Genomic DNA, 12,729 nt, shown 5'->3' with positions numbered 1-12,729 from the left:
CATTATCAATACCATTGATGAACGGAACCAGTAGTTCAAATGCAATTACGACTTGGATCGGAAGCGAAATCCGGATGCATTGCAGTATTTGTGACCTACCGAGGATTCGATTATCGTACGGTGTCTGACTTCCACGTGATTCAGTATGAGCATCCGATCTAGTTACTTCCTCCTTGGTGACGGGTGGGAATGCAATATTGCAGACGATCAGACCTGCAACGAAAAAACTGGCGGAATTGAGCATAAATGCGGCCTGTGGTCCAAAAAACGCGGATACGATGCCTCCAGCAGAAGATCCAATCACCAATACCATTCCCCCCATCACCTGCTCCAGACTGTTCACCCGTATCAAATCCGAGGGTGGAACCAACAGCGGGATAGACGACTTACGGGCTGGAGCGTACAGCGCTTCCCCACAGGCTAACAGGGTACTGACTCCATAAACGATCCACATATCCTCATTGCTGTGAACACTTAAAAAGGCAAGGGCTGCTCCGCCTCTGAGCAGATCCGTGGTCGTCATAAGGGTGCGTCTGGATATCCGGGTGATAAGCACTCCTGACACGGGCGACAGAATTAAAAAAGGAATCACCCGTAGTCCCAGCATAATCCCCACGCTGAGTCCCGAGCCGGTAAGCCGATATATCAAGGCTAACAAAGCGATTTGGCAGAAGCGGTCTCCAATTCCGTTAATGATGCCAGCCGCGAATAACTTTCTGTATTGCTTGTTTACCATGTGCTTCAGCTCCAAATCGATATGATCCACTAATTATATATTAATCTAATTAGCTATATAACTAATTTATAGGGATGAATATACAACCGTCAAGCATAAATTCATATATTCAGAGCACACTAAACCAACTAACTCCAATATCGGAGGATTTTACGTATGCAAAATGAGAATAAAAGCTGTCCACTCACTCACGTATCCTCTTGCCTGCGGGATAATGTGAATCATATCCAAAGCTCGATTGGAAACAGCGGGGATTTGATTGTCAAAGAGCTACTGTGGATGCAGAAATGGCCAGCAGCCGTGTTTTATATTGATGGTCTGATTAACACTCAATTGCTGCATGATTCTGTACTGCGCTCATTTATGCGGATGGAAATTCATCATGTTCCGGAAGGTGCTGAACCGTTCGATTATTTAAAGGATCAGGTGTTGATCGCAGGGCATTCAGGCACTTTGGATGAAATGGATGCGTTATTCAACCGGATGCTATCCGGCGGAATTATCATTTTGCTGGAGGGTTACGCGAAAAGCATTTGGATTGATGCCGTTGGTTGGGAGGATCGCAACGTCAGCGAGCCCCAATCCCAGACGGTTGTACGCGGACCGATGGAGGGTTTCACTGAGAATCTGCGTACCAATACAGCTCTGGTTCGCAAGCGAATCCGCGACCCGCGTCTTTGGATGGAAACAAGGCAGATCGGAAAAGTCACGCATACCAACGTGGCCGTGATGTTTATCAAAGGAGTCGCGGACGAAGGCGTCATTCAGGAGTTGAGAGAACGCCTGGACCGAATTGATATTGACGGGATTATGGAAGGTGGCTACATCGAGGAGGAAATTCAAGACGCCACCTTCACCCCCTTCCCTACGATATACAACAGTGAACGCCCGGATGCGGTAGCAGCCAGTTTGCTGGAGGGAAAAGTGGCCATATTAGTGGACGGGACTCCGTTTGTACTTCTTATTCCTGCGTTGTTTATCCAATTTTTCCAGTCGGCCGAGGATTATTATCAACGCGCGGATATCAGTACTTTGTTGAGAATGCTGCGATTTTTGGCTTTTTTCATCGCTCTGCTGGCACCAGCCTTCTATATAGCGATATCTACCTTTCACCAAGAAATGCTTCCTACAAATCTGCTGATCAGTTTGGCAGCGCAACGGGAGGGTGTTCCGTTTCCAGCCTTTGTGGAAGCGATGCTGATGGAAATTACCTATGAAATTTTGCGTGAGGCCGGGGTGCGTATTCCAAAGACGGTCGGACAAGCGGTATCCATTGTAGGTACGCTGGTCATTGGGCAAGCTGCTGTGGATGCAGGCGTCGTGTCGGCCGCCATGGTTATTATCGTATCCATCACCGCGATCTCCAGCTATGTCATCCCTGAAAATGGGCTGTCCATTGCGGTACGGATTATCCGGTTTGCCCTCATGATGCTGGCCGCCGCCTTCGGATTTCTGGGTATATTAATGGGCTTGATGGCCCTGTTGCTTCATCTGACCAGTCTAAGATCTTTTGGAGTGTCTTACATGAGCCCGTTCGGCCCTTATGTGCAAAGTGATATGAAGGATACGATCTTTCGCTTGCCTTGGCCATGGATGACTACACGTCCGAATACGAATCAAGTTCAGAATACGATCCGGCAAATACACCAGAAAAAGCGGGTGGGTAAGAAAAAATAATTGGGAAGTGACCATACATGAAAGGTGTAACCAGCATGATTCTCATACTCAGTCTACTTGCTTCCCTTCTGACCGGCTGCTGGGATCGCAAAGAGCTTAACGAGATCGGAATTACCGTAGGACTGGGTGTGGATAAGGACGGCGATCAAATTCGTGTGTCGGCACAGGTGGTTGTACCTTCGGAGGTGGCCTCCAAATCAAGATCCAGTAAAGGATCTCCTGCGGTAACTACCTATGTTGCAACAGCGCCTACTCTGTATGAGGCTATCCAAAAAATGACGGAAATCAGTCCGCGAATCATCTACTTATCTCATATCCGTATGCTGGTATTTGGCGAGGAATTCGCCAGACAGGGCATCGCCGATGTTGTGGAATCCCTGATGAGAGAGCCTTTTGCCAGAACTGACTTTTATATCTGTATTGCGAAAGGTACGTCTGCCTCCAAAATGCTTCAGGTAACTACGACATTGGAGAAAATTCCGGCGAACAAAATGTTTGCTTCCATGGATGTATTAACTAAAACCTGGGCTCCTGTCAGCAAAGTGACTATAGATCAGCTGATGGAGGATCTCGTCAGTTCCGAAATACATGCTGCTCTACCTGCCCTCGAAGCTAAAGGAGATTTACCCAAGAGTGTGGAGGAAGGTATGGACAATGTCAGAACGATTGAACCCATAGCAGATCTGGCTTTTTCCAGCTTAGGCGTATTTAAAAAAGACCGGTTGATCGGCTGGCTTGATGAAGACGATAGCAAAGGATACAACTATATCCGGGATAGCGTAGATACAACAACAGGACATACGGACTGCCCGGAAGGCGGTAAAATCGCTCTGCTGGCTTTGAGCAGTCACACGAAGACTAAAGTGTTAATGCACAATGGTGAGCCTATAATCCAGATATCCGTAGAGAACAAAAGTACGATTAGAGAGAATAGCTGTAAAAAAATGGAGATTAAAAGTCTGGAGGATATTAAAGAAATCGAGATGGAGAGTAATGCCAAATTGATCGAGATTATGAAGCATTCCGTAGAAACTGTACGTCGTAACTTCAAAGTAGACATTTTTGGGTTTGGGCAATTAATTCATCAAACCGACCCCAAGGCCTGGAAAGTACTGAAAAAAGATTGGGACCACACATTTATGAATTTACAGATTGAATATAAGGCGAATACGGAAATCAAGAAAATGGGAGCTATTTTCCAGTCCTTTCAAAAGAAAATGAAGGAGTAAGCCAAATAACGGTTCGAGGCTTCATAGCATCCCAAAACGAGTACGATTACGGAAGGAGTATCCCTATGAAGGCCCTCATTGCGGTTTTGTGCATTGCTCTATTGATTGCAATCAAGGACTTGCCCGGCTTATACCGCAAGCATCGCTTTAAGGACATGGTTGTATACATCGTGATGCTCGCATTCGGGGCGTGGTTCAGCACGATCGCTGCTCAGGCAAAGGAAACATCGAGCCCACTAATCTTGATTGAGATGATATATAAGCCGGTAAATAACCTGTTTTCACATCTATTCAATTTGTAAATAAAGGGGGCCGCCAGCGTTGGAAAAAGGCCGTATTAGTGTTGGGCAAGTAACGGTTCTCATTATTTTTTGCACAATGGGTGATATGATACTGATCATCCCCAGCATCTGCACCCATATCGCTAAACAGGATGCATGGATCAGTACCCTGCTGAGTATACCGGCAGGTATGGCGCTTGTATGGCTTTTGCTGCGTGTACATGAGCTGTATCCCAGCCTTACTTTGATTGAAGCTATAAGGAAAATTATAGGGAAATGGTTGGCTCCTGTCGTCTCGATATGGTATCTTTTCTATTTTTTGATGTCCGATGCCATATATATTAGGGAATTTGGTGACTTTTATACTACACAGACTTATGTGCTAACCCCGTTAAGGATATTAATGCTGCTGGCAATACTCATGCTGGTCTTCGCTTTTTTTACCGGAATTGAAGCCCTTGCCCGTGCCAGCGAGCTATGCTTGCCTTTCTTTGTAATCGTGACTATTACTGTAGTGGCTTGCCTTATTCCCGAGATTGATTTTTCTAAAGTAAAGCCAATTATGGAAAACGGGGTTCTTCCTACTATTCATGGTACGCTTCTTGGGGTTAGTTATCCATTTGGAGAATTAGTCGTATTTCTCATGCTTTTTCCCTATGTGAAGCATTCAGCACATTTTAAAAGAAGCATCCTTTTAGGAAGCCTTATAGGCGGAATTCTGCTCAGTCTGTTTGTAATCATGTCTCTGTTTGTTCTCGGCCCTTTTCTAACTGAATCTAGCGTGTATCCTTCGTATATGCTCACTGCCAAAATAAACGTGTTCAATTTTTTCCAACGTATGGAGGCCTTTATAGCAGCTATATGGGGATTATCGCTCTTTTTTAAGAGCTTCCTTTATTTTTACGCGTTCATATTGGGGACAGCACAGACATTTCGTCTAAAAGATTACCGCCCTCTCAGCATGCCTGCGGCAATGCTCATTTACGGCTTGAGCATGATGGTTGCACCCAATATCATCTACTATTTTGATACCCTTGTCCCCTCCTGGGTAGATTGGGATTTGACCAACTCGGTCATCATTCCCTTGAGCTTGTGGGGCATTTACGCAATCAGGCAGAAAAGCAAACAATCTTAATGAGGGATTTTATAACATCCTGAGGTAAAAAAGTTGGAGATTACATAGTAAAAACACCCTCTGGGACTGAAAAACAACCAGCGTCCCCAAGGGTGTAAGAATGTTTATGATTTACGCCTGCTCCCGAATGTACTCCAGCGCAGCATCGATATGCCCTTTGACTCTCAAGCCACGCCATTCATGAATTAAAATACCGTTCTCATCGATAAGGAATGTGGAGCGAACGATGCCCATGTACTGCTTGCCATACATCTGTTTCTGCTGCCACACCCCGTACGTTTCAGCCACCTGATGCTCTTCATCGGATAACAGTTGAAAAGGTAGTCCGTACTTGGTAATAAACTTGTCATGCTGCTTGAGTGGATCAGGACTCACCCCCAGAATGACGGTATTCAAGCCTTCAAACTCCGTATGCTTATCCCGAAAGTCACAAGCCTGTGTCGAGCAACTGGAAGTCAAATCCTTCGGATAGAAATACAGTAAAACCCTGCTACCTCTAAAATCAGACAGCTTGACGTTTTTCCCTTCACTTCCCGGCAATTCAAAGTCCGGCGCGGGTTGTCCAATAGCGGTAGATGTCGTGGACATCTCATCATCTCCTTTCTTGTGGGGTTCTCATATGATCCGGCCTAAGAACCCGCACCTCTGTAACGCCGAATGCCGAAATTCCATGCCAGTAAGCCCAAGGTTAGAAATACAGCTCCCATGACCGGAGTCAAAAGCGCCATATGCTGCATATCCTCCCGATGAAGGAAAAGGGATGCCGGATATACGCCAACAAAAGCAAACGGCAGAATCCAGGTCAGCACAACTTGAATCGCACGGTTGTAAATTGTCACCGGATAACGTCCGTAGCTCTGCATATTGTACATGAGTGGAATAATTCCTGTTGGCGCGTCCGAAAAGAACGAAATAGAAGTCAATATGGTATAGATTCCCGTATAAATCGCTACGGCACTTAGGCTCATGATGATTAGAGCCGGGATGAACCACCACTCCATAGCCAAATCCATCTGCGCTCCGCTGATTCCCATAATGATCAGACCGATGACCGAACCGACCAGCGCGGGCGGGTCCACATTTTCAAGGAAAATCTGGAACAGATTATACGCAGGACGGGTCATGACCCGATCCAGTTCTCCTTTTACAATATAGCGTTCGCTAAAGTTCCACAGGTTGACGAAGCAGCTGAATAATCCGTAAGGAACCATGAAAAAGCCATAGACGAACACGACTTCACTTTCACTCCAACCGCCCAACGTGTTGGTGTGCATAAAAATAACTAAAATAAAAATGAGGTTGGTTGCCTGAAACAGCAGGTCGGAAATGACCTCTACCCAAAAATCCGCGCGGTAGGTTAGCCGGGATTTCATGTAATTCTTTAAATATTCGCTAATGAGTCCCAAATAGTACATCATCGGCTTACCCTCCCTGCACGAACAGACGTCTGCGCGCCAGTCGCCAAATGATAATCATCGGCACGAGCAGAACGACCAGCCAAATGATTTGGATACCCAGTACATTCCAAATACCCACGCCTTTTACTCGTCCGGTAAATACCGAGCCGGGCAAATACGTAATCGCCTGAAACGGCAGCCACTGGGCAAAGGTCGCCAGCCAGCCCGGAAACAGGCTGATGGGCAGAATCAGGCCGGAGAACAGGTCCACTACCACCCGCTTCATGCGCATCATACCCTCGTTATTTTCAACAAAAAAGGCCGTCAGCCCCGTAATAATATTGATTTGGGTATTGATCATAAAACTGAAAAACAGCATCACGAGGAAACTGATCCATGCTACAGGATCTGTCGGCAACGTCACTGGAAACAGCAGCATCGCAATCGCCATGCCCGGGATCATAAACAGCAGGAAACGGAACATCCCCTCGCCAAGCCCCTGCATGACTTTGACCAGCACATAGTTATACGGCCGGATCATCTGGATGGCAATGCTGCCATCACGAATCTCTGTCGAAATTTCACGATCCAGATTGTTGAAATAAAAGGCCCTCGCCATCCACGATACAGCTACATAGGTCGTCATTTGGGCTGCGGAAAAGCCACCGATGCTGCCCGCATCTCCATAAATCGCTTTATACGTGAAATAATATACACCAATATTCATGGAATAAATTAATATGCCCGTATAATAGTTTACACGATAAGCGAGCATGGTGAGAAACCGGATACGAATAAAATCGGTATATACGCTAAGCATGGACTTTGGCCTCCACTGCCGGAAGCACGGGATTGCCCTTGCGTTCCGCCGAGCCGGATTGGTAGATGCTACGCACGATATCATCGGTGTTCGTTTCAATGATTTTGATATCCGTAATATCCGTACGCCCGACTACGCTGGCCAGTACATCCGATACGTTAATATGAAGCGGAATCCACACCTTGGCAGCCAAATCATTATCCGCCGTCCAAGCCAGCGGCATGTCCGCTGTCCACGCTTGTAATTTCTCAAGCTGGGTGGGCACGCCGAACTGGAACTGTACCTCACGACCTGTACCCCAACGTGCCTTCAAATCCTCCAGACCACCATCATAGATGATATTCCCGTCATCCAGCATAATGACGCGCGAGCACAGCGCTTCAATATCCTGCAAATCATGGGTTGTCAGCAAAATCGTCGTACCGTGATCCCGATTCATGTCCTTCAGAAATTCGCGGATTTCAGACTTCACCATAATATCAAGTCCAATAGTCGGCTCGTCCAGAAAAACGATGGACGGATTGTGCAGCAGTGCAGCCACCAATTCACAACGCATCCGCTGCCCGAGACTAAGCTTGCGCACCGGGCGGCTTAACAGGTCCTGTAATTGGAGCCGCTCTACCAGCTCATCCAGCCTGCGTTTGAAGTCTGTGGCCGGAACCTGATATACTTTGCGCAGCAACTGAAAAGACTCAATCACGCCGATATCCCACCATAGCTGGCTGCGCTGTCCGAAAACAACGCCGATATTACTTACGAATTTCTCACGTTCCTCGTAAGGAACAAAACCGCCTACTTTGAGATGTCCAGACGTTGGCACAAGAATACCAGTGAGCATCTTGATGGTGGTGGACTTTCCAGCTCCGTTTTCACCAATATAGCCACATATTTCTCCCTGCGGAATACCGAAGGAAATATCTTTGACCGCGGCCACCTCGTTGTATTCGCGGGCGAATAAATCAAGGAAGGCTCCTTTCAGTCCCTCGCGGTTTTTTTGCACTTTAAATGTTTTGCGCAGATCCTGCACATCAATTGCCAGCATGTCATACCTCACATTCAGGATTTTATAAAATCCATAGTTAAATTGATTGTGCTCCAAAAAGAAATTATAATGTAATGAATTGAAAAGCGAAAGGGAGAGCATCCATGACAAGCAGAACCAAAAGGACGATATGGTCGGTTCTAGCCGTGATTATCGTCGCGATTGTCGGCTTTGCCGTGTATTATTTTTCATCCATTTATAATCAACTGGATAATCTGCATAAAGAGGGTGCGAACTCCCCATTCAAAAATGTAAATCAGGTCGATCAGGTGCGCACACCAGACCCGCCTAAGTGGGAAGGTACGGATCCGGTCAACATTTTGCTGATGGGTGTCGATGGCCGTGGTATCCAAAAAGGGGAAGTCCCCCGGTCGGACAGCATGATGGTCGTATCGCTGGACCCCGTCAAGAAAAAGATTCACCTCTTCTCTATTTTGCGTGATACGTACGTGGATATTCCCGGCTACGATAAAAATCGGATTAACACCGCCATTACTCACGGTCCCAACACGGCCATGAAGACAGCTGGTGATCTGCTGGGCATTCCGGTGCAATATTATGTGTATACCGATTTTCAGGGGTTCATCAAGCTGGTGGATGCCGTAGGCGGTATTGATTTTGAAGTCGAAAAAGATATGCATTATACAAGTAATGCCGATAAGCATGAATACGATATTGACTTGAAAAAGGGCATGCAGCATCTGGGAGGCAAAGAGGCGCTTCAATACGTGCGGTTTCGCCACGATGCCATGTCGGACTTCTCCCGGTCAGGGCGTCAGCGTGCATTTTTGGAGGCTATAGCACAGAAAATGCGGAGCACGACCTCCATTGCCAATCTGCCGAGCATTTTGCAGCAGGTAAACCCGTATATTGATACAAATCTCAGTGTCAACGATATGTGGAGGCTGGCAAACGTCGGCTACCAAAGCAACTTTGCTGGCAGCGAGCAGGTTCCGCCGATGAAGCTGCTCGGGGAAGAAAATGTAGGCGGTGCGGAGGTTCTTACCGTCCGCGATCCGGAAGAATTGAAAAAGTACGTGCAGGATATATTCAACAATCCTCCTGTACAGACACAGGAACAAAATAAGGATCAAAACAACACGAAGCAACCGGGCAGTGCATCATCGTCCAAGACGGATAAGGCTTCTTTCACGGGTGGCAGCAAAGCCAGTGATGCTGCTGCCACACAATCGACAACAAAGACAGGACAAAAAGAGCTATAATGATGTATGCAGGGGGCAGCCGCGAACGCTGCCCTTTGGCGTGTGTATACCCTATTTTAATGAACGGAAAGGAAGTTTTGGATGATGAAACGGGAAACCTCCGAAGCATTATATAAAGAAGCACTGGTGCATATTGTCGGGGGCGTAAACAGTCCTTCACGCTCTTTCAAGGCGGTGGGCGGCGGTGCTCCGGTATTTATGAAACGCGCCAAAGGCGCTCATTTCTGGGACGAGGATGATAATCGGTACATTGATTATTTAGCGGCTTACGGCCCTATTATTACCGGGCATGCCCACCCTCATATTACCAAGGCCATTAGTGAGGCGGCGGCGAACGGGGTATTGTACGGAACCTCTACGGTATTGGAAATCAAGCTTGCCAAGATGCTAAAGGAAGCCATTCCTTCCATGGACAAGGTCCGGTTTGTGAATTCCGGCACAGAAGCAGTCATGACGACGATCCGTGTTGCACGGGCCTATACGAAGCGAAACAAGATCATCAAATTTGCAGGCTGCTACCACGGTCACTCGGATCTGGTGCTCGTAGCCGCAGGCTCTGGCCCGTCCACGCTGGGTATACCAGACAGCGCAGGCATTACGACCAACATTGCGAGCGAGGTGATTACCGTGCCCTTCAATGATCTGGACGCGCTGCGCCAAGCCCTGGAGCGCTGGAGCGACGATGTGGCAGCCGTCATGGTCGAGCCGATTGTCGGCAATTTCGGCATGGTGATGCCGCAGCCCGGTTTTCTGGAAGGGCTATGCTCAATGGCACGGGCGAACGGTTCACTCGTCATCTATGACGAGGTCATTACTGCGTTCCGCTTCCACTACGGCTCCACCCAAACGTACGCCGGGTTGGACAATCATGATGCGATTCAGCCGGATTTGACGGCGCTGGGTAAAATTATGGGCGGCGGCCTGCCGATCGGTGCCTACGGCGGCAGCAAGCATGTAATGGAGCAGGTTGCTCCACTCGGCCCGGCTTATCAAGCGGGCACCATGGCGGGCAACCCGGCTTCCATCTCGTCAGGCATTGCATGCCTTGAAGTACTTCAAGGCGAAGGCGTGTATGAAGAGATGGAACGTCTCGCCGTGAGACTGACGGACGGCATCGCTTCCTCAGCCGAGCGTCATGGCGTGCCGTTGACGATTAACCGCATCCGTGGAGCATTCTCGACGCATTTCTGTGATCATCCGATCACGAACTACGATGAGGCACAGAATACGGACGGCGAAGCGTTCGCTTCCTTCTTCCGTCATATGCTGGATCGCGGTATTCATCTGGCTCCGTCGAAGTACGAAGCATGGTTCCTCACAACGGCACACACAGATGAAGATGTGGATACTACGCTGGAAGCAGCGGACGATTCTTTCCATGCAATGGCACAGGGCAAGTAAGCAGATCAGTAAATGATGGAATCTTGATATGATTAGGGCCGGAAGCAGCTTTAAGGACTGGGATATCCCACCTTTGAGACTGCCTTCCGGTTTTTTATTTTGCAAACTGTACCCGTACAGTTGTATGTTTTATGGATTGTATCAAATTACGCCATCCGGGTATATTGGGAGGAGCAACATGTTGAAATCATTCAGCACAGGCTAATTAAAAAAAATACCTGAGCCATTCATTACGGAGGTTTATCATGCACAATCGTTCCAAAACTGGAGTCGCCTACCTGGCTGCTCTCAGCTATGCCGCTATACTCGGTTTTTCATTTTTGTTTGTGAAGCTGACGGTCACCGAAGCCAGCCCGCTGGATGTAATCGCCCACCGCTTTGCTTTGTCTTTTATCGCTTTGACGGTTCCGGTAGTGTTGGGCTGGATCAGGATTAACATCACGCGGCGCGATATCCTGCGTATTTTACCGCTGGCGCTGCTCTCGCCTTTAGTGTATTTTCCATTGCAAGCCTTCGGGCTGATGAGCACCTCTTCATCGGAAGGCGGCATTATTCAGGCAACCGTTCCCATATTCACGCTGCTGCTGGCGTCCTATTTTATTAAAGAGCGGACTACGGTTATCCAAAAGCTCTCCTTGCTGCTCTCTGTAGCAGGCGTTATTTTTATATTCGTGATGAAAAGCGGAGCGCCCCTGGCCTCCAATAGCTTTGGTGGTATTCTTTTGCTCGTGCTCTCTGCTGTTTGTCTATCCGGGTATAATGTGCTGGCTCGTCCATTGACACAAAAATACAGCCCGATGGAACTGACTTATGTTACCTCCATTTTGGGATGTGTCGTTTTTAACTTGGTGGCGCTGGGATATCATGCCATAGACGGTTCCATGAGCAGTTATACTGCCCCTCTGGTAAAGCCTGATTACTGGCTGGCACTGGCTTATCTGGGCATTCTGTCTACCCTCGTGACCTCGCTGCTATCAAGCTTTGCCTTGAAGTGGATCGAAGCCTCCAAAATGAGTGTGATCGGTAATTTATCAACTCTCATTTCCATGATGGCAGGTGCTTATATTTTGAAGGAGCAGCTCGCATACTATCATATTATCGGGGCAATTATTATTATTATCGGGGTGTTAGGCACCAATTTTGGAGGCCGGAAAAGCTTAAAGTCGCAAAAATTATCTGCTGTAGAACCACTAAAAGTGGATTGAAGCAATATAAATGCTCACGGTTGTAACACAAAAAAAATCCCCGAGTTGGAATAAATGACCATCTTGAGGATTTCTTTTTCATTTCATCTATTTTACTTAGAATGGTTCACTTGAGATTAAATATCCCGCTCAAGCCAATATCTCACCCTTCAACCGGGTACGCCATGACGCTCATTAGCGCCAGTTCTGGCTGTGTCGTGTCCAGTCTGCTATATTGCACAATCACCGGCACATCGCTGGTGACCGTAATCGCATAGGGAATGCCTGCCGGAATCCGTTCACCATCCCTCTCCAAGGAGGCCGTGCGGATATGGCGAGTTCGCCTTCCTTCCACCACCTCGATCAATCCCTCCAACGGCTCGCGGTCCTCAAAATAGATGTCTATGCTCAGCTTGGCCGCTCGGGTTCCACAGTTCAGCACACATATACTCTCATGACTAAGCAGCTCTCCCCGGCTTTCAGGTGGAATATAGCCATCGGGAATAACCCAGAATAAACTGCCCCGCGGCTGGTTTACTTTTTCCTTAGAAAGCTCAGTATTTTCCATGCTATCCGGCTCCTTTCACCTATAATACTTTTTGCA

Annotated in this window: 13 protein-coding genes; 7 read left to right on the top strand and 6 right to left on the bottom strand. The window is 47.7% G+C overall.

What is annotated here, in order from left to right; translation table 11 throughout:
* A partial coding sequence (locus C1I60_RS24825) for an MFS transporter (protein WP_212734458.1) occupies nt 1-736 on the bottom strand: 736 nt, incomplete at its 3' end.
* A gap of 156 nt (nt 737-892) precedes the next feature.
* Here C1I60_RS24825 and C1I60_RS10000 point away from each other — a divergent pair.
* From C1I60_RS10000 to C1I60_RS09985, 4 genes are all read left to right on the top strand, one after another.
* A complete protein-coding gene (locus tag C1I60_RS10000) occupies nt 893-2,413 on the top strand; it encodes a spore germination protein (protein ID WP_044646086.1) in 1,521 nt (506 codons plus the stop codon).
* Between the two features lie 17 nt (nt 2,414-2,430).
* Nucleotides 2,431-3,642 (top strand): Ger(x)C family spore germination protein, encoded by a 1,212-nt coding sequence (locus tag C1I60_RS09995; RefSeq protein ID WP_137061572.1) that lies wholly within the window; start codon nt 2,431-2,433, stop codon nt 3,640-3,642.
* 65 nt (nt 3,643-3,707) lie between these two features.
* Nucleotides 3,708-3,944: a hypothetical protein gene (locus tag C1I60_RS09990; protein ID WP_137061571.1), complete on the top strand. Its 237-nt coding sequence runs from the start codon at nt 3,708-3,710 to the stop codon at nt 3,942-3,944.
* A 19-nt stretch (nt 3,945-3,963) separates the two neighbouring features.
* Nucleotides 3,964-5,058, top strand: a complete 1,095-nt coding sequence (locus C1I60_RS09985; RefSeq protein ID WP_137061570.1) for a GerAB/ArcD/ProY family transporter — start codon at nt 3,964-3,966, stop codon at nt 5,056-5,058.
* Between the two features lie 111 nt (nt 5,059-5,169).
* On the opposite strand, the gene bcp is transcribed toward C1I60_RS09985, so the two are convergent.
* From bcp to C1I60_RS09965, 4 genes are read right to left on the bottom strand one after another with little or no spacing between them, the layout of a single operon-like run.
* Complete coding sequence (gene bcp / locus C1I60_RS09980; RefSeq protein WP_137061569.1) at nt 5,170-5,646, bottom strand: thioredoxin-dependent thiol peroxidase; 477 nt, start codon at nt 5,644-5,646, stop codon at nt 5,170-5,172.
* 41 nt (nt 5,647-5,687) lie between these two features.
* On the bottom strand, nt 5,688-6,476 hold the full coding sequence (locus C1I60_RS09975) for an ABC transporter permease (protein WP_137061568.1): 789 nt from the start codon (nt 6,474-6,476) through the stop codon (nt 5,688-5,690).
* 4 nt (nt 6,477-6,480) lie between these two features.
* Nucleotides 6,481-7,275 carry an ABC transporter permease gene (locus tag C1I60_RS09970; RefSeq protein WP_137061567.1) on the bottom strand — a complete coding sequence of 265 codons (795 nt, stop codon included), beginning with the start codon at nt 7,273-7,275 and terminating at the stop codon, nt 6,481-6,483.
* Complete coding sequence (locus C1I60_RS09965) at nt 7,268-8,317, bottom strand: ABC transporter ATP-binding protein (protein ID WP_137061566.1); 1,050 nt, start codon at nt 8,315-8,317, stop codon at nt 7,268-7,270. Before C1I60_RS09965 ends, C1I60_RS09970 begins: the two co-directional genes overlap by 8 nt.
* Before the next feature lie 104 nt (nt 8,318-8,421).
* On the opposite strand from C1I60_RS09965, the gene C1I60_RS09960 reads away from it, so the two are divergent.
* The 3 genes from C1I60_RS09960 to C1I60_RS09950 all read left to right on the top strand — a co-directional run bounded on the left by C1I60_RS09960 (nt 8,422) and on the right by C1I60_RS09950 (nt 12,146).
* Complete coding sequence (locus tag C1I60_RS09960; protein WP_137061565.1) at nt 8,422-9,540, top strand: LCP family protein; 1,119 nt, start codon at nt 8,422-8,424, stop codon at nt 9,538-9,540.
* A gap of 84 nt (nt 9,541-9,624) precedes the next feature.
* Entirely contained in the window at nt 9,625-10,941 is a 1,317-nt protein-coding gene (locus C1I60_RS09955) for a glutamate-1-semialdehyde 2,1-aminomutase (protein ID WP_170970774.1), read from the top strand.
* Between the two features lie 245 nt (nt 10,942-11,186).
* Nucleotides 11,187-12,146, top strand: a complete 960-nt coding sequence (locus tag C1I60_RS09950; protein WP_137061563.1) for a DMT family transporter — start codon at nt 11,187-11,189, stop codon at nt 12,144-12,146.
* Between the two features lie 142 nt (nt 12,147-12,288).
* On the opposite strand, the gene C1I60_RS09945 is transcribed toward C1I60_RS09950, so the two are convergent.
* On the bottom strand, nt 12,289-12,693 hold the full coding sequence (locus C1I60_RS09945; RefSeq protein WP_137061562.1) for a sensory rhodopsin transducer: 405 nt from the start codon (nt 12,691-12,693) through the stop codon (nt 12,289-12,291).
* Nucleotides 12,694-12,729: the final 36 nt, after the last annotated feature.

It is taken from the genome of Paenibacillus terrae (assembly GCF_005217525.1).
GTDB lineage: Bacteria > Bacillota > Bacilli > Paenibacillales > Paenibacillaceae > Paenibacillus > Paenibacillus terrae_C.
The sequence above is the reverse complement of the archived record's forward strand: the minus strand, read 5'-3'. Positions and strand labels throughout refer to the sequence as shown.